The organism is Marinobacter xiaoshiensis (genome assembly GCF_031631795.1).
In the GTDB taxonomy this organism is placed as follows: Bacteria; Pseudomonadota; Gammaproteobacteria; order Pseudomonadales; family Oleiphilaceae; genus Marinobacter; species Marinobacter xiaoshiensis.
The window spans coordinates 113,557-137,388 of record NZ_JAVMBO010000015.1; the positions used below are offsets into that span (position 1 = coordinate 113,557).

Sequence of the window (23,832 nt, forward strand, 5' to 3'; positions counted from 1 at the left end):
ACCCCTGTCTCTCTGTTATATTTCCGTTACTGTATAACGAACTTACCCGAGACTGAACAGGCCAACACCGGATGCTGAGAAACCGCTTCCCCCTCAACGCGGAACATGAGAAAAGCAAAATCCCCATGGGCGGGCTTATCCGGAAACGGGCAAAAAACCTGTTTATGGTTCTGATTGCGCTGCTGACCACCCATATACTGATAATCTGGGCAGTAGAAGAGCTAACCCTGTTCGAATCGCTCTGGATGACCATGACCACCATCGCGACCGTAGGCTATGGCGACTACGCACCGGTAACCTACATAGGCCGCATCAGCACCATACTGTTCATCTTCGTGGGCGCTATTACCTTAATGACGCTGATTGTCAGCGATTTCATCGAGTACCGGTTCTACCGCCGGGAACGCATTCTCACCGGACGCTGGATCTATAAAATGAACAACCACATTGTCATTATCAACACCCCCAAACACGGCGGCACCACCTATTTCATGCGCTTTGCAACGCAAATCCGGGCCGTACAGGGCTATGAAACCATCCCTATCATGCTGCTTACCCGGGAATTCCCCAGCGGCCTGCCGGCTGAACTGTCCGATTTGGGCATCGTTCACTACCATGGTTCCGGCTTCGATCCGGAGGCACTGAAGGCGGTACACGCAGGCAGCGCCAAGCATATTGTTGTATTGGCTGCAGACGAGTCCGACCCTCACTCTGATAGCCTCACTTTCGATATATCCCACCGTCTTGGCGAACTCAACCTGGGCCAGAAAACAACGGTGGAGTGCGTAACTGATGCCAACCGCAGCCGGTACAAAGAACTTGGGGTTAGGGCCGTTATTCGGCCTGTACGCACCTACCCTGAAATCATGGTGCGCTCTGTAGTGGCTCCAGGATCAGAAAAGGTTCTGGAGGACATGTTCAACTACGAGCAAGACCACCCGCACCGCTACGACCTGGAACTGGATGATCTTAACTGGGCAGATATTGTCAGCGCACTGATTCGCCATGGTATTGGTACCGCACTGGCCTATATTAATCATGACGACGAGGTTATCTGCCACCCGGCTATAACCAAAGAGATAGAGGGCAAAGGCCTTATCGTGCTGGTCAAATCCAACGATACGCCGGATCTGGCGGTGGTCGAAGAAGCACTGGAGCGCTACCGCAAGTTTATGGAAAAATGGAGAAACATGCAGGAAGATGCGACCATAACCGATTCTTCACCCCCCTCCACTCACTAAGCAACTTCTCCAGGCTTTGTCTATGGAATCCGTACTTTTCCAGCCGCTGGTTGATGCGCTTGCATCCGGCCAGCCTCAGGCCATTGCTGAAGCAGCAAACCTGTTCAATGCTGCCGATCTTGCCGAATTTATCGAACAAAATATTGAGGGAGAAACAGGTCGCGCTCTGTTTCAGGGCCTCCCCATTGCTCTGCGAGCAAAAGTGCTGGGCTATACCAACCCGGACACCCAGCTGCTGTTGACCGAAGCTACACCTCTGGCTGAACTGGCCCTGCTTACCACAGAAATGCCATCGGACGACCGGGTTGATTTCTTTAATCTGCTTGAAGAGCCTCGCCAGAAGCAGCTCATCAAAAAGCTTGACCAGGAAGATCAGGAAGACCTGACAGCACTTCTGGCCCACGAAGAGGGCACTGCGGGTGCCTTGATGAGCACGGATTACGCTGTGTTCGAATCAGGCATCACGGCAAGTGAAGCCATAGACATTCTGCGCAAAACTGCAGAGAGCAAAGAAACCATATACCAATCCTACGTGATTGATGAAGACCAGGTGCTGATTGGCGTGGTGTCACTGCGCCGCCTGATCATTGCCAAGCCCGATACTGTTATCGACTCCCTGCTCGCCACGGGCCTCGTAACCACGCACACGAACACTTCACAGGACGATGTTGCCAGACTGATCGCCAAGTATGATCTCCTCGCACTGCCCGTTGTAGACGACCACAACCGCCTTGCAGGCATCGTCACCTATGATGATGCCATGGACGTTATAGAGGCCGAAGCGACGGAAGACATTCACAAGGGTGGAACCGTAAGCAACCTCGACTCTGGCATTACCCTGGCCTCACCTTTTTCGCTCTACCGATCCCGCATCCAGTGGCTGGTTATTTTGGTGTTCGCCAACATTTTCACCGGTGCGGGCATCGCGCATTTTGAGGACATCATTGGTGCCCATCTGGCCCTTCTGTTTTTCATGCCACTGCTGGTTGCCAGTGCCGGTAACGCAGGCGCGCAATCCGCCACACTGGTGGTACGCGGCATAGCAACGGGGGACGTGGTAAACCGGGACTGGATTCGGCTGTTCAACAAAGAGCTATTCGTGGCAACCGCGCTCGGCCTGACCATGGCCCTGACCGTATGGACCGTAGGCATGTTCCGAACTGAAATGGTTATCGCCACAATTGTTGCCATAACCATGATTGCGGTAGTACTTGCCGGCGGGCTAATTGGCATTTTGTTACCGCTGCTACTCAACCGGTTGGGCGTCGACCCGGCTGCGGCAAGCATTCCACTTATCACAACCATTGCCGACGTAAGCGGTGTACTGATCTATTTCAGTATCGCCACAGCCATTTTAGGCGCCTAGCGGGCGCCTGCCCTACTCGCCAACAGTCCCAACTGGCACTGACCAGGCTCTGGCCTAGATAGCAAGTTTCCCAAAGACTGCCCTTTGGCCAAGGCCTCAACCACTGCGGCAAAGGATTGCCCTTGCCCGGAAGCTTCTGCCTGCACCGCAAGCGCCTGAACATCCAGCCCATCAAGCGAGACGCTGCCCTGCTCAAGCCAGGCATGACTGAGCCGGTATAAAAGTCGATCAAGATCATCATGCGTGTCGGCGCCTGTGCCACCATCTTCACCAGCAACATGTATTCCCGCAAGGTAATAGCCCTGTTCCGCCTTGCTGACCAGATTCAGAAAAACCGGGCATTGCAGGGCAAGCTTTTCAGCCCAGGCCAGCAGCCGGGATGGATCCCCAGACACAAGTTCAAACTCCACTTCGTGAAGTGGTTTTTCCTTTCCGCCGGCTGCAATAATGCCCTCATCCACAGCGCACTCAATCAATGCCTCGCCGTCGTCCAGCATGACCACCTGACGAGTAAAATTGGTTTCAAACGCAGGCGCCAGCCGAGCGAGGTTCACTCGATCTCCCAATGGTGTGTCTGCCAGCAACCCTATTGAAAGCTGCGGCCCATCCACTGGCCACTCCCACTCCTCCCGCCGGTGGGCACCATCCACGAACTCGCCACGGGTTTTGAGTGTCTGCACATAATGGCTACCGGCCTTGCGCACACGAAGAGCCGCCTGCTGGTGATTGAGCTCCGCATCCGGGGTGTCGTAGTAACAGTTCACCAGAGATTTCTTGCTGCCAGCTTGAGCTTCCGGTTGTGCAAGCAACCAATTCAGCGCCTTCAAGAGATCTCCGGACTTGAGGCTCAATTTTATTTCCAGCTCTTCCGCCATGCTTGCCTAACCTATATTTTCTGTAAGCCAATAACGCAAAAAACCGGTGGCCCTGAGGCCACCGGTTTTCAATACCAAACTAACTGATTAGCTGGTGAGCTGATCAGAAGTAGTAGGTACCACCAACAGAGACAGAGGAAGCCTCGCTCTTGTCAGCCACCTTATAGGCGTTGTCATCGCCACCACCCAGGTAGCCTTCTACGTAAACGTACAGGTTATCTGACACGTTATGAAGTGCCTGCAGAGTAATGACATCTTTCTTTACTGCTCCAGCCGTCTTCGCAGCGCCGTCAGGGTCTGCCATTTCATATGAAAGTGCGAACACGTTCTTTCCAAGCGTGTACATACCCTGAACGCCGACCACATCGCTCACATCTTTGCGGGTCTGGTACTCAAGGGAAACGCCCAATGCATCCATCTCGTAAGCAACTCGTACACCGTAGGTGTTTTCGTTGTTCTTGGGAGCTTCGAATCCGCCGTCTTTAATCGTTAAATCGGCGTTCTGAGAATATTTAGTATCCCCGTCGTTTGAATCCATAGCAAAAGCCAGAGTCAACGCGTCGACTGAGTAGATAGCTGCCAACTGGTACGGATAGCTCTTTTTGCCATTATCTTCACCGTCTCCATTGATCTGAACCGCAGCGCCCAGCTTCAGGCCACCAAACGAAGGAGTCATGTACTGGATCAGGTCACCTTCACCAGTGGTGTAGCTACCACCGAGGTTATACGTTCCAACTTCGTAATAGTTTACGATCTTGTCGACCGCTGATTCGTACAGGGAATCGTCAGAACCAACCCACAGTTGACCGAAGTTGTCACCCTTAATACCGATGTACGCCTCGTCCAGCTTGATACGACCACGACCTTTAGACTTGTCGTCTGCATCAATACCATCCAGCTCAATCTTCATGAAGCCTGTGAGGCCAGGGTTGATCGCATGCTCATGAGTAAAGCCGATGGTGGAGCCGTTATCGTTGTGGGCGATGTCGCTTGGGCCACCATCAACGTTGGTGTAAGTCAGAGCGTACTGGATGTTACCGTAAACCGTCGGCAGGTTGCTTTCCTGTGCCAGTGCAGTGCCAGAAATAGTGGCAGCAGCGATAGCAGATGCAATGAGAGTCTTCTTCATGTTGTATGTCCTTTTGCGAGTTATTTCAGGTTTTAACAACGGGTTAATCCCGATTTCTATAAGCTGCCCCAGAAAAACCGGATGGCTCTTATTTTAGGTTTGCAACATGTCAAATCTATGACAAAGAAGCAACTTTTCCCACCATAAAGACCTCACTCAATCAGATCTTTATGGTTCAGTCACTTACGGCACTCTCTTAAAGCGCCGCATGATGACTCACTTTTAATACATGAACAGCTATTTTGCAAATATTTCATGTCGATTTTTTAACCCATTTAATCCCAAAAACGCAAACCTTTATTCCAAAGCTCCTTCGGCCAAGGCCAAGCCGCTCTTTTCAGGATGGGTAAATCAACTTGTTCCACTATAAGTTTGCAACAACACTCAGCGGGTTGAAAGCATAAAAGTTACCGGCCCGTCATTAACCAGGCCCACCTTCATGTCCGCGCCGAATAAACCTTCTTTAACCCTTGCCGCACCCAGCTCCGCCCGTGCCAGATCGAGGAAACTGGCATACTGGCTTTCTGCCAAATCCGGGGCGGCCGCACGTGAAAAACCAGGGCGTGTACCTGAAGAAGTGTCAGCAGCAAGTGTAAACTGGGGTACAACAAGCAAGGCGCCACCTGTATCGAGCAAACTGAGATTCATGCGCCCCGCTTCATCAGGAAAGATGCGGTAGGTAAGTATTTTCCGAAGCAGCTGTTTTGTTTCACTCTGTTCATCTCCCCGCTCCACACCCAGCAACAACAATATACCGGCATCTATGCGCGAAATTTCACGACCGTTAACCTCGACGCTGGCTTTTGACACCCGCTGGACAAGTCCTTTCATCCGGTTTTTTTGTTAACTCCGGTCAAATGAGAATTACAATCAGGCAAGAGTGTAGCCATGCTCGCAGGTTCTCGCAACCCCGACTAACGGCTAGCATCAGCCGGCATTTTTCTCCGCTCTTGCAATGACCTCATCAACACTTCGCAAAAGCGCATCCACAATAGCCGGTTCAGACGCAGAATGCCCGGCTTCGCGGATAATTCGCAACTCTGCTTCTGGCCAGGCATTACTGAGAGCAAGCGCATTATCCAGCGGACACACCATGTCGTAGCGGCCATGAACAATAATGGCGGGTATACCCCGGAGCTTGTGCGCATCCCTTACAATCTGGTTATCTTCCAGAAACGCAGCATTCATGAAGTAGTGACACTCGATTCGCGCCAGGGCAATGGCAACATGCGGGTGACCAAAATGCTCAACAACCCGCGGGCTCGGGTTCAGCGTGGCGCAGCGTCCTTCCCATATCGACCAGGCTTTCGCAGCCTGCATCTGCTCCAACTCGTTACTGCTGGTTAGTCTTCGGTAATAGGCGCTCACCATATCACCGCGCTCAACTTCAGGTATCGGTGCCTCAAACTCCTTCCAGTAGTCTGGAAATACGCGGCTTGCACCATCCTGATAGAACCAGGAAATATCCCGGGGACGACAAAGGAAAATTCCCCTAAGCACAAGCCCCATAACCCGCTCCGCATGGGCTTGGGCGTATACAAGACTAAGAGTGGAACCCCAACTTCCTCCGAACAGCAGCCAGCGCTCAACCCCCAGGAATTCACGAATAGTTTCCATATCCTGAACCAGCTTGTCGGTGCTGTTCCCCTCCAGTTCCGCCAGGGGTGTGGAGCGACCGGCTCCGCGCTGATCCATCAGAATGATTCGAAAACGCTCCGCATCGAAGAATCGGCGATGATAGTCCTCACATCCACCCCCGGGACCGCCATGAACAAAAAGAACGGGTATCCCCTCCGGATTGCCACTTTCCTCAACATACAGTTCATGGGGCGCTTCCACCGCCAGCCGGTGTTTTGCGTAAGGTTTGATGTCCGGGTACAGGGTAAGCATGGGGCGCTCCGCTGATCAGCTTAAGGTCGACGACAGTGTAGCGGAGATATGCGGATACCGGGATGTGTTTGCAAAAACCGGAAGCAAAAAAAAGCCGGGGCTGTGTTACCAGCGCCGGCCTGATTCAAAGCGTAAACCTTACTTTTTGCTCGCGCGCTTACGCTCGTTTTCGGTAAGGTGTTTCTTACGCAGACGAATAGATTTGGGTGTTACTTCAACCAGCTCATCATCGTCAATAAATTCCAGCGCCTGCTCAAGAGTAAACTTGATCGGCGGCACCAGGCCAATGACCTCGTCCTTGCCGGAGGCACGCATGTTATCCAGCTTCTTGCCTTTGGTGGGGTTAATCACCAAGTCATTTTCACGGCTATGTATACCGCAAAGCTGCCCTTCATAAATTTCCTGGCCTGGATCGAGGAACAGCTTGCCACGACTCTGGAGAGTTTCCAGTGAATAGGTCAAGGCCGTACCTGTGGCCATGGAAACCAGAACGCCGTTTTGGCGACTGGTAACGTCACCGCTTTTGATCGGGCCATAGTGACTGAAGGTTGAGGTAAGAATACCCGTACCTGAGGTCATGGTCAGAAAGCTGTTACGGAAGCCGATAAGCCCGCGGGCAGGAATCGTGTACTCAAGGCGCATACGGCCCTTGCCGTCCGGTACCATGTTGGTGAGATCGCCCTTGCGCAGCCCCATTTGCTCCATCAAGGAACCCTGGTGCTGCTCTTCGATATCAACAATAACGTTCTCGTACGGCTCCTGCTTTTCGCCGTCTACTTCCTTGATAACCACTTCCGGGCGACCTACCGCCAACTCGAAGTTTTCGCGGCGCATGTTTTCAATCAGAACTGACAGGTGCAGCTCACCGCGCCCGGATACCTTGAACTTGTCTGCTGAGTCACCCTCTTCTACGCGCAAGGCAACGTTGTGCAGCAATTCCTTCTCAAGGCGGTCCTTGATGTTCCGACTGGTCACAAACTTGCCTTCTTTACCACAGAAGGGCGAGTCGTTAACCTGGAATGTCATGGAAACAGTTGGCTCATCCACCGTCAGCGGTGGCAGGGCCTCCACGTTGTTCATGTCGCACAGGGTGTCGGAGATGTACAGTTCATCCAGACCGCTTACGCACACAATGTCGCCCGCCTGCGCTTCAGCCACTTCCACGCGCTGCAAGCCGGAGTGCCCCATAATCTTGAGGATTCGGCCCTGACGCTTCTTACCATCTGCACCAATGGCAACCACGGGTGAATTGGTTTTGATCTTGCCGCGGGCAATACGGCCGATACCAATCACACCAAGAAAGCTGTTGTAATCGAGCTGGGATATCTGCATCTGGAAGGGACCTTCCAGATCAACAGAAGGCGCGGGCACGTGATCAACGATCGCCTGGAAGACGGCATCCATGTTGTCTGCCAGATCCTCATGGTCCAGGCCGGCTACACCGTTCAGTGCGCTGGCATAAACAATCGGGAAATCCAGTTGCTCATCGGTTGCACCGAGACTGTCAAACAGATCGAAAACCTGGTCTACAACCCAATCCGGACGCGCGCCCGGGCGGTCAACCTTGTTCACAACCACAATCGGACGCAGCCCGGCGGCGAAAGCCTTCTGGGTTACGAAACGGGTCTGGGGCATGGGGCCGTCGATGGAATCAACCACCAGCAGCACGCAATCAACCATGCTCATGACCCGCTCTACTTCGCCACCAAAATCCGCGTGCCCAGGGGTGTCTACAATATTGATATCGTAGCCATTCCACTTAAGTGCGGTATTTTTGGCAAGAATAGTAATGCCCCGCTCTTTTTCCTGGTCGTTGGAGTCCATGACGCGCTCGTTCTCGAGCTCTTTGCGATCCAGCGTGCCGGACAGACGCAGCAGTTTGTCTACAAGCGTGGTCTTACCATGGTCAACGTGGGCGATAATGGCGATATTACGAAGTTTTTCAATCACAAATTTATTCCTGAGAAATGCACTCAATGATCCAAGAAAGCCATTCAGGGACAACCCCGCACGCGCCACCTCAAATCTGTAAAATGGACTCATCCACTGGCACCTGGCGGCCCAGCGCTCCGCATGCAGCGCCCGGCTTGTTAGCCTGGACCCATGCAGAGAAAATGAAGCGGCGCGCAGTATATCGAAAACTCTGCACCGTTTATATGTAGAAGAACGCCTATTTCTTAATCAATTTCACGAAGCGATCCTGGCGCACCAAGTTGGTGCGACAAGGCGAGCCAACCTCGGCAGACGCACCATTATGGCGCACATTGCGTATGTTAAGCCAATCACTCCATCCACCCTCATTTCCGAATACCGCCCAAAGACGCTGTAACTGGGGAGAAATCATCAGATCCAGAACAGCCACCCAAAACTGGCAAGCACCTTGCTTTAACCCAACCATCGAGTTTTTTTAAACCGTCTGCTCAGCGCAAATGTGAAGGTAAGAACCAACAGCTTTTGCTAAGCTGCGCAGACTTGTATACCAGACCGGAATTCAGCCCCACAGAACGATCCGGAACACCGATCACGAATATGCCCGCGGCGCGGGATTACTTACGGAGCATGCACATGTCCAAGACAGTTGATTTGATCAAAGAGCACGAAGTGAAATGGGTTGATATGCGCTTCACGGACAGTCGCGGCAAAGAGCAGCACGTCACCATACCTGCAACTGAAGTCAATGAAGATTTCTTTGCTGAAGGCAAGATGTTTGACGGTTCCTCCATTGCCGGCTGGAAAGGCATTAACGAGTCCGACATGATTCTGATGCCAGATGACAGCAGCTCCGTTCTTGATCCGTTCACCGAAGAAAGCACTGTTAACATTACCTGCGACATTGTTGAGCCTTCTACCATGCAAGGCTATGAGCGCGACCCCCGCTCTGTTGCTCGTCGTGCAGAGGAATACCTGAAATCCACCGGCATTGCAGACGGCGCTCTGTTTGGCCCGGAGCCGGAATTTTTTGTGTTCGATTCGGCAAGGTGGAAGACCGACATGCAAGGCTCCATGTACTCGCTTCACTCTGAAGAAGCAGCCTGGGTTTCCGGCGACGACTTTAATGGCAATAACATCGGCCACCGTCCTGGCGTGAAAGGTGGTTACTTCCCCGTACCACCGGTCGACAGCCTGCACGATCTGCGGGGCGCAATGTGCGCAGCCATGGAATCCATGGGCTTGGTTATTGAAGTGCACCACCACGAAGTGGGCACAGCCGGCCAGTGTGAAATTGGCGTTGGCCCGAACACCCTGACCAAAAAAGCAGACGAAGTTCAGATTCTCAAGTACTGCGTACACAACGTAGCCCACGCCTACGGCAAAACGGCTACCTTTATGCCCAAGCCAGTTGTTGGCGATAACGGCTCCGGTATGCACGTTCACATGAGCCTGAACAAAGACGGCAAAAACCTGTTTGCAGGCGACAGCTATGCAGGCCTGAGTGAAATGGCACTGTTCTACGTTGGCGGTATCATCAAGCACGCCAAAGCCCTGAACGCGTTCACCAACCCGGCTACAAACAGCTATAAGCGCCTGGTTCCCCATTACGAGGCGCCAGTTATGCTGGCCTACTCTGCGCGCAACCGTTCCGCATCCATCCGCATTCCGTATGTCACCAGCCCGAAAGCGCGCCGGGTAGAAGTTCGCTTCCCTGATCCGGCTGCCAACCCGTACCTGGCATTTGCAGCGCTGATGATGGCGGGCCTTGACGGTATTCAGAACAAGATTCACCCAGGCGACGCGATGGACAAAGATCTGTACGACCTGCCCAAGGAAGAAGCACTGAGCATTCCCAAGGTTGCAGAAACCCTTCAGGAAGCGCTGGACGCCCTGAAAGAAGACCATGAGTTCCTGACCCGTGGCGGTGTATTTACAGAAGACATGATTCAGGGCTACATCGACCTGAAGCGCGGTGAGGTTGAGCGTATCAACATGACCACTCACCCGGTTGAGTTCGAGCTGTACTATTCTTGCTAAAAGCCTTGGTGCAGCCCTTTATTAGCTGCTCTGGGACTGAATAGTTGTGGCAAAAGCCCCGCTCTCAAAAGCGGGGCTTTTTTGTGGTGAGATTTTGTGATCCTCGACACAACACCGAAGCCCTTAACGATATGTAATAATCATCCCGCCACTGCTACATTGAAAAGGCCCGCCCGGCCATTGATAATCAGCATACATATTACTGCAGGCTGCACTTATGAAATCAACGCTTGGAATCACCGCAGGGCTGATGCTCCTGATCTCGGGGCCGGTCACCGCAGAGGTGTACCGCAACGTGGATGCACAAGGCAACGTTACCTTCTCCGATGAGCCTTCAAAAGGCGCAGAAAAGGTAACCGTGAAGCCCGTGACGACCATCACTCTTCCAAAACCGCAAAATGTTCAGGAAACTGAAAAACTGCGAGAAGATGTGGAGCGGGAAGGCTCAATTTATGAAAGTGTTTCTCTCACTTATCCTGAAAACGAGCAGGCATTCCACTCGGGCAACGGCGATGTGCAGTTCGAAATGAGCAGCTCACCCGCGCTTGCGCCAGGCCATAAATATGAAGTAACCCTGGATGGCCAACCCGTTGGCCAGAGCACATCTGGCTCTGTCACCGTTCGCAACGTGTTTCGCGGCACCCATGAGGCCGGCATTCATATTGTAGACAGAAACGGCGTTCAGATTAAAACCGGCAGCCCTGTACGCTTCACCATCCACCGCCCTTCTGTTCAGAACTGACACAGGCGCACCGTTTTGGTGCGCCCGCCCGGCAATAGTGCAATAATGATGCGGATAGCAGAGGCGTAATACGTCGACCTGTCCGCTCCCCTGTTGTTCTGGCTGCACCTGCTCACAGCCGCGCCCAGCGTCCTTGATGGCAGGTTTACATACTTAACCATCAACTCATAGAAACTGGTTCGGTTTTTGCTGCATTCTGTTATCGCGGCCAGAAAGGGCCCAGGGAGTTACTGACCAAGTGGCACCCAGCCTATCTCGCCTTAGTCAACAGGACGCACCCATGGAATACCTCCCGGCATCTGCAAACCAATTCAAAAACATGCTGGACAGCCTCTCCACAGCCGTTGTTGTGCTGGAGCGCAATCTGACAATACGCTACCTGAACCCTGCTGCCGAAAATCTGTTTGAAACCAGCTTGACTCGCAGTGCAGGCCTTGCATTCAGCGACATATTGCTGGACTCAGACGAGGCCTTCAGAACCCTGCGTAAAGCGGCGGCAAGCAACCAATCGTACACGCGCCGGGAAACCGAATTCCTGATGGCCAGCGGCTCGCTGAGAATGGTGGACTACTCTGTGTCACCCCTGGACCAGTCACCCGCCGCATTGCTGGTAGAAATCCAACCCAGAGATCGCCTGCTTCGAATAAGCCGCGAAGAAGACCTGATCGCTCAACAGGAAACCACCCGCATCCTGGTGCGGGGCATGGCCCACGAGATAAAGAACCCTCTTGGGGGAATTCGCGGCGCCGCACAACTGCTTGACCGGGAACTGGGCAGCGAAGGCCTCCGGGAATATACACGGGTAATCATTGATGAAGCCGATCGCTTGCGCGGCCTCGTTGACCGCATGCTTGGCCCCAACAAGGCTCTGAAACTCGCCCCCGTCAACATCCATGAAATTCTTGAGCGCGTGCGCACTCTGCTGGAAGCCGAAAGCAAAGGCAAAGTTGTGTTCCAGCGAGATTACGACCCCAGCCTGCCAGAGCTTTCCGGCGACAAGGAGCTGTTAATTCAAGCGTTTCTCAACATTGCACGCAATGCGATGGAAGCGGCATTTGAAAGCCCTGCCAAACACTTTGGCACCGATAAAACACCCACCATCACATTTCGCACACGTGCCCTGAGGCAGGTGTCCATTGGCCCCAATCGTTACCGTCTTGCGTGCCGTGTAGACATCATCGATAACGGTCCGGGAATAGCCCCTGAGCTGCGCCAGAATATTTTTTATCCGATGATAAGCGGTCGCGCTAACGGCACCGGGCTCGGGCTGTCCATTACCCAAAGCATTATCGGTCAGCACCACGGACTGGTTGAGTGTGAGAGTGAGCCGGGCCAGACAGACTTCATTATCTTCCTGCCTCTGGAGGGCACCATATGAGCCAGAAATCTGCCAAGGTCTGGATCGTCGATGACGATCGCAGTATTCGCTGGGTGCTCGAGCGCGCCCTATTGCAGGCTGGCTTACAGCCTACTGCTTTCGAAAGTGGCGAAACCATCATGAAGCGGCTGTCCCAGGAGCAGCCTGACGCCATCATCAGCGACATCCGCATGCCCGGCGTAGATGGTATAACCCTTCTTTCACGAATCGCAGAAGCGCATCCGGACATACCCGTTATTATCATGACGGCTCATTCCGACCTGGAAAGCGCAGTCACCAGCTATCAGACCGGGGCTTTCGAGTACCTTCCAAAGCCCTTTGACGTAGACGACGCCGTTGCACTGGCATTGCGTGCCGTAGCTCACAGCCATGAAAAGCGGGCAGACTCAGAACCCAAAACAGAAGAACTTAAGCACAGCACAGAAATCATCGGCGAAGCCCCTGCCATGCAGGAGGTTTTTCGGGCCATAGGCCGGCTGTCACACTCCAACATCACTGTTTTGATCAACGGTGAAAGCGGAACAGGTAAAGAACTGGTCGCTCAGGCGCTGCACAATCACAGCCCCAGAGCCCAACTTCCCTTCATTGCCCTGAATATGGCGGCCATTCCCAGAGACCTTATAGAGTCTGAACTCTTTGGCCATGAGAAAGGGGCCTTCACCGGTGCTTCCGCTATACGCCAGGGACGATTCGAGCAAGCTAACGGCGGCACACTGTTTCTTGATGAAATTGGCGACATGCCAGGCGACACCCAAACTCGCCTGCTGAGAGTTCTGGCTGACGGCGAATTCTATCGGGTTGGCGGCACCACGCCCGTCAAGGTTGATGTGCGCATCATCGCTGCTACCCACCAGAATCTGGAGAAGCTCGTTGAGTCCGGGGAATTCCGGGAAGACCTGTTCCACCGCCTGAATGTTATTCGCGTGCACCTGCCAAAGCTGGCCGAGCGCCGCGAAGACATTCCCAGGCTTATGCAACACTTCTTGCTACGGGCTGCCAATGAGCTGAAGGTTGAGCCAAAGATTCTGCGCCCGGAGACCCAGAGTTACCTGACCACCTTGCCATGGCCCGGCAACGTACGTCAGTTAGAGAATGTCTGCCGATGGTTGACGGTTATGGCCAGTGGCCGCGAGGTGCATATTAATGACCTGCCTCCCGAACTTCGTCACCAGAGCGAGCAGCCTATAGCTGGTGCCACTTGGCAGGAGGGGCTGAAGAATTGGGCGCACCAGGAACTCAGGCGCGGAGAAACCGCCATACTCGAATCCGCCATGCCAGAATTTGAAAAAATCATGATTGAGACAGCTCTTGAATATACCGGAGGGAAACGCCGCGATGCTTCTGTTCTTCTGGGCTGGGGGCGAAACACACTGACTCGGAAAATCAACGAATTGGGCATGGATCGCACAGAGGAAGAATAAGCCCTTAACATCCCTGCATCTAAAGACTTCATTGCCATGACAAAAGCGCACAACAAGATCTTCCTGATCGTTTCGCTGATCATACTTGTGAGCGAGGCGGTCTTTGTCATCATCAACTATTTCAGTGACAAACATACACTGCAAGCAGCCCTCTCGCAGGAAGGTCAGCAGTCACAAAAAACCTTTCAGGTTGCGCTGGCAACGACATGGATGAGTTAAGACACCTGGTTGTGGATGTAAACCGCGATGGGCAACCCCGCCAAGGGTTTGAACTTGGTCGAATATATGCCGGGCTGCGGGGTGTTGTACCCATCTTCAGTTTCAGCGGCCCCGAAAAGAAAGTTGGCGCACTGGAGGTGGGCACGTCGTTCAGTACGCTCATTGACTCGATAAGCACGGCCATTGGTTCCGATGTGGCAATCCTGATCCGCGACGAGCGCGTGGGTGATGCCGTCTGGAATCTGCCAGAGAAAGCAATTAGGTCAGAGTGCGGCTGTTTTATCGAAGCCAGCTCCTCTGATGATTTGAAAGAAGTGATAACGGCTTTGGAAAGTAAGCGTAAACACCAGCCCGATTCTGAAGAGCGCACCACCCTGCTGGAGACCCAAAGCGGCCCTATAGCCTTGACAGAGTTTGCTCTGCGAGACTACATCGGCATCCGTGACCAACATGAAGTTCCCGTCGGTAGAATCATGATCTGGCACTCTGCTGAAAATGCTGTGCAAGGGTTTTACCGAGACACTTGGGTCAATATTGTTTACGCCGTTGCCGCCTTCATTCTGATCGAACTTGCGCTTTACTTTGGCCTGCTCATGGCGTTGGGCAGACTGGAGACCACCGTAGCCTCCCGAACCCGTGACATCCAGATGCTGAACACCCGGCTTGAGGAAATGGCCAATAGGGATGCGCTGACCGGCGTGTATAGCCGCCGCTATCTCATGGAACGAGTGCAACAGGAACTGAACCGCACCTCGAGGGAACATCATCCAGCAGCACTTATAATGTTGGACCTGGATCACTTCAAAAAGGTTAACGACAGTTGGGGCCATCTGGCAGGCGACGCAGTGCTTGCAGATCTGGGGCGCATCATGCAGGAGCAGGCCCGAAACTATGATGTTGTTGGCCGCTATGGCGGTGAGGAGTTCGCGATTCTAATACCCGGTGCAAACGAAGAAACCGGTTATAAAATTGCAGAAAAGCTACGCCAACGGGTCGCTGACGAGATTGAAATACCGGGCAGCGAAGGCGCCCCTGTAACCATTAGCGCGGGCGTGGCTGCTTATAGGGACGGCTACAAGAAAGAAGACTGGTTTGCCGCAGCCGATGCCGCTCTTTACGCGGCCAAGCGCGCAGGTAGGAACAGGGTTATGGTCAACGAGCTGACACAAGCCACAATCAAACCCTAAAAACCATAAAGCCCCAACAAATGGGGCTTTATGGTTTTTGTGAACATTTTTTAGACGAATTGCCGGCTAGAACGGTATATCGTCATCAAAATCATCCACCGGCTCAGGCATGCTGCTTCCCTGTGCTGGCTGGCCTTGATTTTGGCCCTGATTATAACCCTGATTGTAACCACCAGACTGCGGGGGGGTATTCTGGGGCGGGGCAGAAGGTGCCGATTGCTGCTGAGGACGTCCGGCCGGTGCGCCTTGACTCATTCCACCTTCGCCACCACTACGACTATCCAGCATCTGCATCTGGCCATTAATGTCGACAACCACCTCAGTAGTGTAAACATCCTGGCCTTCCTTGTTCTGCCATTTGCGCGTTTGCAGCTTACCTTCGATATAGACTTTGGAGCCTTTACGCAGGTACTGACCAGCAATCTCGGCAATCTTTCCAAACATGACGATGCGGTGCCATTCGGTTTTCGGAACCATCTGGCCGGTCTGGCGATCCTTGTAGCTCTCGTCGGTTGCAAGAGTCAGGTTTACCACGGCATTGCCGTTGGGGGTGTATCGAGTATCCGGATCCTGCCCGAGATTCCCGATAAGAATAACTTTGTTTACGCCTCTTGCCATGTTCTGCTCCTGATTCTGTTTTCAGCGACACTCGCACTCCTTGCGAGCCTCCGGATTTCAAGAATTGCTACCCTGGCGGACGAATGGAAAATCCGCAAGTAACGTCTCATCAAAGTGCTGTCGATCCACCTTAAGATAGGCTGTGGCAGCGTTTTCAATAATGACCACATCCTGCACACCCGGCAAGCGGCGCAGACTGCCATCAACATAGTCGTACTGGTCGCTGACCATGTCCCGCAACTGTACCACGAAACCTGAGGTGTGACCCGGCGCAGGCATGGTCAAAGCAACCAGTAACCACAGCCCCAAAATCGCCACCATAAACCAGACAACCCCTTCAACTCCAACCTGCTGCAGCAGGTAGCCACCAAAGGCTCCGCCCATGAAGGCACCCATAAACTGAGAGGTAGAATACACACCCATCGCCGTTCCTTTACTGGCCGCCGGCGCCTCTTTACTGATCAGTGAAGGGAGGCTGGCTTCCAGTAAGTTGAAGGCCATAAAAAAGAAAAACATCACAACCCAAGCGAAGACAAGGCCAGCCGACACTTTGGAAAGACCCGCCGTCGCAACGGCAAGAAGCGCAATTGCGCCACAGAGCACAGGCTTCATCATGCGCTTTTTCTCGCCAACAATGATAAATGGCACCATGGCAAAAAATGAGGTGATCATAACACTCAGGTAAAACCACCAGTGCGAGCTGCTGGCAAGCCCGAGCTGATTCTGCAGCACTGAAGGAAACACCAAAAACAATGAAGTCAGCACCAGGTGCAGAGCAAAAATACCGAAATCGAGTCGTAACAGGCGCTTATCAGACAAAACCCGCCCCAGCATAGCTTTAGCAGGGTGAGTATCAGCGCTGGCCTTGTGCTGATGAGGCGTAGGCACCACACGACTTACGATAAGCAACGCTACAAGCGCCAGCACCGCCGTCGCGTAGAAAATCCCGGACAACCCCCAAGCTGAGCCCAGCAAAGGGCCAAGTACCAGAGACACGGAGAATGACAGCCCAATTGAGATGCCAACGGTAGCCATGGCTTTGGTTCGCTGCTCTTCTCGGGTAAGGTCACTGAGCAATGCCATGAGCACACTGGCAATCGCTCCGGCACCCTGAAGAATCCGTCCAGCGATAACAACGTATATTGAATCCGCGGAACCTGCCAGTATGCTGCCTGCGGCAAACAGAAGCAGGCCAATATAGATCATGCGCTTGCGTCCGACACGATCTGAAAGCAGGCCAAAAGGAATCTGCAACAAGGCCTGACTCAGGCCGTAAGCACCAATAGCAAAACCTAGCAGTGCAGGAGTTGCGCCCTCAAGGCCGTCACCCAGCAACATGAATACCGGCATGATCATGAATAACCCGAGCATACGCACGGCATACACTGATGCCAGCGCAAATACGGAGCGTTTTTCCAGCGAATTCATGGCAGTAGGCTCCTCTCTCGGGGTTATAAACACAAACATACGAACGAACATATTTTTCGCAGGCGGCGCATTGTAACAGAAGGTGCCCCAGCGAGGCACAGCTACAACTTTACCGACACTTTCGCCGCAGCCGGCGTAACACGGTATAATTCCCGTTTTTTCTCCACGCGAGGTGTTATGGATCATATCCAGATCAAAGGGGCACGTACCCACAACCTGAAGAACATCGACCTGGATATCCCGAGGGACAAACTGATCGTCATCACCGGGCTATCCGGCTCAGGCAAATCGTCCCTGGCATTCGATACGCTGTACGCTGAAGGTCAGCGGCGCTATGTGGAATCCCTGTCCACCTACGCTCGCCAGTTCCTGTCGATGATGGAGAAACCCGATGTAGATCACATCGAAGGGCTTTCCCCTGCCATCTCGATCGAGCAGAAGTCCACTTCCCACAACCCTCGCTCGACAGTCGGCACTATTACTGAAATCTACGATTACCTGCGACTGATGTTTGCCCGGGCGGGGGAACCCCGATGCCCGGAACACGGGCAAGCCCTCGAAGCCCAAACAGTAAGCCAGATGGTGGATCAAGTGCTGGCGATGCCCGAGGACAGCAAGCTCATGATCCTTGCGCCGGTGATCCGTGACCGTAAAGGTGAGCACCTACAGGTTGTAGAGACCATGCGCAGCCAGGGGTTTATCCGGTTGCGAGTCGATGGAATCGTTTACGACATTGATGATGTACCGGCACTCGACAAGAAACGCAAACACCAGATTGACGTAGTAGTGGACCGCTTAAAGGTAAAGCCCGGCCAGGAACAACGGTTGGCTGAGAGCTTTGAGACAGCATTGGGGCTTGCTGATGGCATCGCACTTGTTGCACCTATGGATGCCGACACAGGCAGCGAGAGTGAAGAACAGACCTTCTCAGCGAAATACGCGTGCACACAATGTGGTTACGCACTAAGCGAACTCGAGCCCAAACTGTTTTCCTTCAATAACCCGGCCGGAGCCTGCCCCACTTGCGACGGCTTGGGTGTGAAACAATTCTTTGATGCCGAGAAAATTGTCCAGCACCCTGAATCCACCCTTGCAGCTGGCGCCATCAAAGGCTGGGATCGGCGGGCGGTCTATTACTTCCAGATGCTGGGTAACATAGCCGAGCACTACAACATCGACCTTGAAACACCCTGGGAGGAACTCCCGGAAGACTTCAGGACAATGCTCCTTTTTGGCTCAGGCACTGACGAAATTCCGTTTCGCTACGTGAACTCCCGTGGCCAGATCATGGAACGTGCCCACTCCTTCGAGGGCATTATTCCAAACCTCGAACGCCGTTATCGGGAAACAGACTCCCAAAGTGTGCGCGAGGAGTTGGCAAGGCACCTCAGCACCCAGCCTTGCAAGGAATGCGGGGGCTCCCGGCTTCGGCGCAGCGCTCGCCACGTGTTTATTGAAGATCACAACATTTCCGACCTCACACGCCTTCCTATCGGCGAAGCCTATACCTATTTCGACACACTCGACCTGCCTGGACGTAAAGGCGAGATCGCCGAAAAGATCACCAAGGAAGTCCGGCAGCGCCTGCAATTTCTGGTGAACGTAGGGCTTGAGTATCTGACACTGGAACGCAGTGCCGACACCCTGTCTGGGGGCGAGGCACAGCGAATCCGACTCGCCAGCCAAATCGGCGCCGGCCTCGTGGGGGTCATGTACATTCTGGATGAGCCATCTATCGGGCTTCATCAGCGCGACAATGATCGCTTGCTGAGCACCCTCACCCATCTTCGCGATCTGGGCAACACCGTTATCGTTGTCGAGCACGATGAAGACGCAATTCGGGCGGCCGACCATGTTATCGATATCGGGCCAGGTGCCGGCGTGCACGGCGGCCAGATAATCGCCCAAGGCACCCCTGCGGACATACTTGCAAATCCGGACTCACTGACAGGCCAATATCTCAGCGGAGCCAAAGAAATAGCCGTACCGGCAATCCGGAATAAAGGAAACGGCCAAACCCTGACTCTAACCGGCGCCACTGGCAATAACCTGCAAGATGTCACACTAACCTTGCCACTAGGTATCATGACCTGCGTAACGGGTGTATCTGGCTCGGGCAAATCTACACTGATAAACAGCACACTTTACCCGGTAGCCGCTGCCAAGCTGAACAAAGCAACCAGCTTGACCGCCGCACCGTACAAAGCACTAACCGGCCTCGACCAACTGGACAAAGTGATCGATATAGATCAAAGCCCAATCGGACGCACCCCACGCTCCAACCCGGCTACCTATACTGGCCTGTTCACGCCAATCCGCGAACTCTTCGCTGGAACTCAAGAAGCTCGCTCGCGGGGATACAAGCCGGGGCGCTTTTCATTCAACGTCAAAGGCGGCCGCTGCGAAGCCTGCCAGGGCGACGGCATGATCAAGGTAGAAATGCACTTCCTGCCAGACGTATACGTCCCCTGCGATGTGTGCAAAGCCAAACGCTATAACCGTGAGACACTCGAGGTTCGGTACAAGGGCAAGAACATCAATGAAGTGTTAAGCATGACCGTTGAAGAAGGACGGGAGTTTTTCGATGCCGTCCCCTTCCTCGCCAGAAAGCTGCAAACACTCATCGATGTAGGCCTCTCATACATCCGCCTTGGACAGAGCGCAGTCACCCTGTCTGGCGGCGAGGCCCAGCGCGTAAAGCTCGCCAAAGAGCTCTCAAAGCGCGACACGGGTAAAACCCTGTACATACTCGACGAACCAACTACGGGATTGCACTTCTACGACATCCAGCAGCTGCTTAACGTACTGCAACGCCTGAGAGACCACGGCAACACCATCGTGGTTATCGAGCACAACCTGGACGTAATAAAAACAGCAGACTGGGTAATCGACTTGGGCCCGGAAGGTGGTTCAGGGGGCGGTCAGATCATTGCGGAAGGAACGCCTGAAGAAGTTGCAGAGAACCCTGCGTCCCATACCGGTCGCTACCTGAAACCAATGCTGGGCCAAAAAGGAAACTAGCACAAAGTATGTTCGGCCTGGGGTGGTGGGTTCATTTTCTGCCGGAAAAAGATGTCTGAGCGAAGCGAGTTATTTTTCCAAAGAAAATGAACCCACCACCCCGGGCCAGCCTCCTAAGCGCGAGCAGTTGCACCAAACTCCAGACACAAAAAAACCGGACCCCTCTCGGAATCCGGCTTTTTAAAGACTAGCCAACGATATTACTCGTCGCCTTCGTCCACTTCTTCTGCTTCGATGTCCAACGGACGACCTACCAGCTCAACAAATGCCATAGGGGCATTGTCGCCAGCACGGAAGCCACACTTCAGAATACGAAGGTAACCACCCGGACGCTCATTGTAACGGGGGCCAAGCTCATTAAACAGCTTGGCTACCGCTGCGTCGTCGCGCAGGCGGGAAAACGCCAGACGACGATTCGCTACCGAATCTACTTTGGCGAGCGTGATCAAAGGCTCCGCTACACGACGAAGCTCTTTGGCTTTCGGCAGCGTTGTTTTAATCAGCTCATGACCAACCAGTGACGCAGTCATGTTACGAAACATGGCCTTGCGATGCGCACTGGTCCTGCTGAACTTACGACCACTCTTACGATGACGCATTGCTCTGATTCCTTACCTTAAACTAATCGGCAATCAACCGCCCAGAACCCGGTCGTCGCCGCGAAGGCTAGCCGGTGGCCAGTTATCAAGACGCATCCCCAGAGACAAACCACGGGACGCCAAAACGTCCTTGATCTCCGTGAGCGACTTCTTACCAAGGTTAGGCGTCTTCAACAGCTCAACTTCTGTGCGCTGGATCAGATCACCGATGTAGTAAATATTTTCAGCCTTCAAGCAGTTAGCCGAACGTACCGTCAATTCCAGATCATCAACCGGGCGCAGCAGAATCGGATCAATTTCTTCCTCTTCCTCTACACGCTCAGGCTCTTTTTCATGATCAAAATCGACAAATACTGCCAGTTGCTGCTGGAGAATGGTGGCTGCCCGGCGAATTGCTTCTTCCGGATCAATTGTGCCATTCGTTTCCAGATCAATAACCAGCTTGTCCAGATCGGTACGTTGCTCTACCCGTGCACTTTCCACTGAGTAGGCTACACGGCGAACCGGACTGAAGGTTGCATCCAGCTGCAGGCGGCCGATGGCGCGGGTTTCATCTTCATCGAGACCACGCTGGTCAGCCGGCTCATAGCCGCGACCGCGAGCAACACGCAGACGCATGTTCACTTCACCCTTTTCACTCAGGTGACAGATAACATGATCCGGGTTGGAAATCTCAACGTCGTGATCCAGCTTGATATCACCAGCTGTAACGACGCCCGGGCCTTTCTTACTGAGGGTTAGCTCAGTGTCGTCCCGACCGTTCATTTTGACCGCAACGCCCTTGAGATTCAGAAGAATCTCAATAACGTCTTCCTGGACACCTTCAATCGCGCTGTACTCGTGCAAGACACCGTCAATCTGCGCTTCAGTAACAGCGCAGCCCGGCATCGATGACAAGAGAATGCGGCGAAGTGCACTTCCCAAAGTGTGTCCAAAACCTCTTTCCAGAGGCTCCAGAGTAACTTTGGCACGCATCGCACTCGATTCTTTCACGTCAATGGTACGAGGTGTCAATAACTCTTGTACTGAACGCTGCATAGACGCCCCTATCTACTATCGTTGCTTATCAGGCTTTACTTGGAGTAAAGCTCGACGATGAGGTTCTCGTTGATGTCGGCCGGCAATTCAGTGCGCTCAGGCACTGATTTGTAAACGCCGGACATCTTAGTGGCGTCGACCTCTACCCAGCTCACCGGTGCACGGCTTGCAGACAGTTCCAGGGCGCCTTTAACGCGCAGCTGGTTTCTGGCTTTTTCACGCACGCTCACAACATCGCCTGGCTTGACCTTGTAGGAAGGAATATTCACTACCTTGTCGTTAACCAGAATCGCCTTGTGAGAGACGAGCTGACGGGATTCAGCACGGGTAGAACCAAAACCCATGCGGTATGCAACGTTATCAAGACGCGTTTCGAGAAGTTGCAGCAGGTTTTCACCCGTTGCGCCCTTCAGACGAGCCGCTTCTTTGTAATAGTTGCGGAATTGCTTTTCCAGCACACCGTAAATACGACGAACCTTCTGTTTTTCACGAAGCTGAACGCCATATTCAGACAGACGACCGCGACGTGCGCCGTGCATACCTGGTGGAGTCTCGATGTTGCACTTGGAATCCAGCGCGCGAACACCGCTCTTCAGAAAAAGATCTGTCCCTTCACGACGAGACAGTTTGCACTTCGGGCCTATATAACGAGCCATAATTCACTGTCTCCTGTGTTAGACGCGGCGCTTTTTAGGCGGACGACAGCCGTTATGGGGAATCGGCGTCACATCTGTGATGTTAGTGATCTTGTAGCCGCACGAATTCAACGCACGAACTGCAGACTCACGTCCGGGCCCGGGACCCTTAACCTCTACGTCCAGGTTTTTAAGGCCGTATTCAGCAGCCGCGTTACCGGCTCTTTCAGCTGCTACCTGCGCAGCAAAAGGTGTGCTCTTACGTGACCCACGAAAACCGGAACCACCAGAAGTGGCCCAGGACAGGACGTTGCCCTGACGGTCAGAAATGGTCACGATCGTGTTGTTGAAGGAAGCGTGTACGTGCGCGACGCCATCAACAACGGTCTTTTTCACCTTTTTACGGGTACGTGTACCTGGCTTTGCCATGTTTGCCTACCTGTTACTTACGAATAGGTTTGCGAGGACCTTTACGGGTGCGTGCGTTGGTCTTTGTGCGCTGACCACGGACGGGAAGTCCATGACGGTGGCGCAGACCACGGTGACATCCGAGATCCTTCAAACGCTTAATGTTCATCTGTACTTCACGACGCAGATCGCCTTCAACGATTACTTTACCCACTTCGGTACGAAGTGTCTCAAGCTGCTCGTCGGACAGGTCTTTGACCTTGACGTCCGGCTTAACACCGGTTGCATCGCAAAGCTTCTGGGCTGTTGTCTTGCCAACACCAAAGATGTAGGTCAGCGAGATAACAGCATGTTTGTGATCGGGTATATTGACACCGGCTATACGTGCCATCCAAATTACTCCGCGTTCAAAACTTTGCTGTGTGAATTTTCCGCCACAAAAATGGGGCGCGAAATAATAGCGCCTGACTCGGCATCGAGTCAAGCGCCATCATTACGAACCTCTTTTGCAACCAGGTTAGTTCCCGAAGGAATCAGCCCTGACGCTGCTTGTGGCGAGGCTCCGAGCAAATGACTCTTACTGAGCCATTGCGACGAATTACTTTGCAGTTACGGCAAATTTTCTTTACCGAAGCGCGTACTTTCATTGTCGACTCCAGTTTTCAAGG

General features: G+C 53.4%; 22 protein-coding genes. 9 read left to right on the forward strand and 13 right to left on the reverse strand.

Annotation, left to right across the window (positions count from 1 at the left end):
• Nucleotides 1-71 precede the first annotated feature (71 nt).
• Together RKA07_RS11155 and mgtE are read left to right on the forward strand one after the other, a co-directional pair.
• A complete protein-coding gene (locus tag RKA07_RS11155; RefSeq protein ID WP_200371794.1) occupies nucleotides 72-1,241 on the forward strand; it encodes a potassium channel family protein in 1,170 nt (389 codons plus the stop codon).
• A 22-nt stretch (nucleotides 1,242-1,263) separates the two neighbouring features.
• Nucleotides 1,264-2,607 (forward strand): magnesium transporter, encoded by a 1,344-nt coding sequence (gene mgtE / locus RKA07_RS11160; RefSeq protein ID WP_200371795.1) that lies wholly within the window; start codon nucleotides 1,264-1,266, stop codon nucleotides 2,605-2,607.
• On the opposite strand, the gene RKA07_RS11165 is transcribed toward mgtE, so the two are convergent.
• The 5 genes from RKA07_RS11165 to typA form a co-directional block, all read right to left on the reverse strand.
• A complete protein-coding gene (locus tag RKA07_RS11165; RefSeq protein WP_310966360.1) occupies nucleotides 2,604-3,482 on the reverse strand; it encodes a CYTH domain-containing protein in 879 nt (292 codons plus the stop codon). The genes mgtE and RKA07_RS11165 overlap by 4 nt on opposite strands.
• A 103-nt stretch (nucleotides 3,483-3,585) precedes the next feature.
• The gene (locus tag RKA07_RS11170) at nucleotides 3,586-4,611 is read right to left on the reverse strand and encodes a porin (RefSeq protein ID WP_310966361.1); all 1,026 of its coding nucleotides are present in this window, start codon (nucleotides 4,609-4,611) and stop codon (nucleotides 3,586-3,588) included.
• 384 nt (nucleotides 4,612-4,995) lie between these two features.
• Complete coding sequence (gene dtd / locus RKA07_RS11175) at nucleotides 4,996-5,442, reverse strand: D-aminoacyl-tRNA deacylase (protein WP_200204899.1); 447 nt, start codon at nucleotides 5,440-5,442, stop codon at nucleotides 4,996-4,998.
• A gap of 96 nt (nucleotides 5,443-5,538) precedes the next feature.
• On the reverse strand, nucleotides 5,539-6,501 hold the full coding sequence (gene pip, locus RKA07_RS11180) for a prolyl aminopeptidase (protein ID WP_200371798.1): 963 nt from the start codon (nucleotides 6,499-6,501) through the stop codon (nucleotides 5,539-5,541).
• A gap of 138 nt (nucleotides 6,502-6,639) precedes the next feature.
• Nucleotides 6,640-8,451, reverse strand: a complete 1,812-nt coding sequence (typA, locus tag RKA07_RS11185; RefSeq protein WP_310966362.1) for a translational GTPase TypA — start codon at nucleotides 8,449-8,451, stop codon at nucleotides 6,640-6,642.
• A gap of 615 nt (nucleotides 8,452-9,066) precedes the next feature.
• On the opposite strand from typA, the gene glnA reads away from it, so the two are divergent.
• The 6 genes from glnA to RKA07_RS11215 all read left to right on the forward strand — a co-directional run bounded on the left by glnA (nucleotide 9,067) and on the right by RKA07_RS11215 (nucleotide 15,417).
• Entirely contained in the window at nucleotides 9,067-10,470 is a 1,404-nt protein-coding gene (gene glnA, locus RKA07_RS11190; protein ID WP_200371800.1) for a glutamate--ammonia ligase, read from the forward strand.
• Nucleotides 10,471-10,687: 217 nt separating this feature from the next.
• Nucleotides 10,688-11,212, forward strand: a complete 525-nt coding sequence (locus tag RKA07_RS11195) for a DUF4124 domain-containing protein (RefSeq protein WP_200371801.1) — start codon at nucleotides 10,688-10,690, stop codon at nucleotides 11,210-11,212.
• 280 nt (nucleotides 11,213-11,492) lie between these two features.
• Nucleotides 11,493-12,590, forward strand: a complete 1,098-nt coding sequence (glnL, locus tag RKA07_RS11200) for a nitrogen regulation protein NR(II) (RefSeq protein ID WP_200204904.1) — start codon at nucleotides 11,493-11,495, stop codon at nucleotides 12,588-12,590.
• On the forward strand, nucleotides 12,587-14,011 hold the full coding sequence (glnG, locus tag RKA07_RS11205; protein WP_200204905.1) for a nitrogen regulation protein NR(I): 1,425 nt from the start codon (nucleotides 12,587-12,589) through the stop codon (nucleotides 14,009-14,011). Before glnL ends, glnG begins: the two co-directional genes overlap by 4 nt.
• Nucleotides 14,012-14,047: 36 nt before the next feature.
• Nucleotides 14,048-14,230 carry a hypothetical protein gene (locus RKA07_RS11210; protein ID WP_200204906.1) on the forward strand — a complete coding sequence of 61 codons (183 nt, stop codon included), beginning with the start codon at nucleotides 14,048-14,050 and terminating at the stop codon, nucleotides 14,228-14,230.
• A complete protein-coding gene (locus tag RKA07_RS11215; protein ID WP_310966363.1) occupies nucleotides 14,218-15,417 on the forward strand; it encodes a sensor domain-containing diguanylate cyclase in 1,200 nt (399 codons plus the stop codon). The genes RKA07_RS11210 and RKA07_RS11215 overlap by 13 nt, the downstream gene beginning before the upstream one ends.
• Before the next feature lie 66 nt (nucleotides 15,418-15,483).
• Here the strand turns inward: RKA07_RS11215 and ssb are convergent, their stop codons facing one another.
• Nucleotides 15,484-16,035: a single-stranded DNA-binding protein gene (ssb, locus tag RKA07_RS11220; RefSeq protein WP_200371804.1), complete on the reverse strand. Its 552-nt coding sequence runs from the start codon at nucleotides 16,033-16,035 to the stop codon at nucleotides 15,484-15,486.
• Nucleotides 16,036-16,092: 57 nt separating this feature from the next.
• A complete protein-coding gene (locus RKA07_RS11225) occupies nucleotides 16,093-17,463 on the reverse strand; it encodes an MFS transporter (RefSeq protein ID WP_310966364.1) in 1,371 nt (456 codons plus the stop codon).
• A gap of 177 nt (nucleotides 17,464-17,640) precedes the next feature.
• Between RKA07_RS11225 and uvrA the strand changes: the two genes are divergently transcribed.
• The gene (uvrA, locus tag RKA07_RS11230; protein ID WP_310966365.1) at nucleotides 17,641-20,484 is read left to right on the forward strand and encodes an excinuclease ABC subunit UvrA; all 2,844 of its coding nucleotides are present in this window, start codon (nucleotides 17,641-17,643) and stop codon (nucleotides 20,482-20,484) included.
• Nucleotides 20,485-20,684: 200 nt separating this feature from the next.
• Here uvrA and rplQ read toward each other — a convergent pair whose 3' ends face one another.
• The 6 genes from rplQ to rpmJ form a co-directional block, all read right to left on the reverse strand.
• A complete protein-coding gene (rplQ, locus tag RKA07_RS11235; RefSeq protein WP_200204912.1) occupies nucleotides 20,685-21,083 on the reverse strand; it encodes a 50S ribosomal protein L17 in 399 nt (132 codons plus the stop codon).
• Between the two features lie 33 nt (nucleotides 21,084-21,116).
• The gene (locus RKA07_RS11240; protein ID WP_200204913.1) at nucleotides 21,117-22,121 is read right to left on the reverse strand and encodes a DNA-directed RNA polymerase subunit alpha; all 1,005 of its coding nucleotides are present in this window, start codon (nucleotides 22,119-22,121) and stop codon (nucleotides 21,117-21,119) included.
• Nucleotides 22,122-22,156: 35 nt separating this feature from the next.
• Nucleotides 22,157-22,777 carry a 30S ribosomal protein S4 gene (gene rpsD / locus RKA07_RS11245; protein WP_200204914.1) on the reverse strand — a complete coding sequence of 207 codons (621 nt, stop codon included), beginning with the start codon at nucleotides 22,775-22,777 and terminating at the stop codon, nucleotides 22,157-22,159.
• Between the two features lie 18 nt (nucleotides 22,778-22,795).
• On the reverse strand, nucleotides 22,796-23,185 hold the full coding sequence (gene rpsK, locus RKA07_RS11250; protein WP_100641182.1) for a 30S ribosomal protein S11: 390 nt from the start codon (nucleotides 23,183-23,185) through the stop codon (nucleotides 22,796-22,798).
• Between the two features lie 13 nt (nucleotides 23,186-23,198).
• Complete coding sequence (rpsM, locus tag RKA07_RS11255; protein WP_200204915.1) at nucleotides 23,199-23,555, reverse strand: 30S ribosomal protein S13; 357 nt, start codon at nucleotides 23,553-23,555, stop codon at nucleotides 23,199-23,201.
• Nucleotides 23,556-23,697: 142 nt separating this feature from the next.
• Entirely contained in the window at nucleotides 23,698-23,811 is a 114-nt protein-coding gene (gene rpmJ, locus RKA07_RS11260; protein ID WP_008174902.1) for a 50S ribosomal protein L36, read from the reverse strand.
• Nucleotides 23,812-23,832 lie beyond the last annotated feature (21 nt).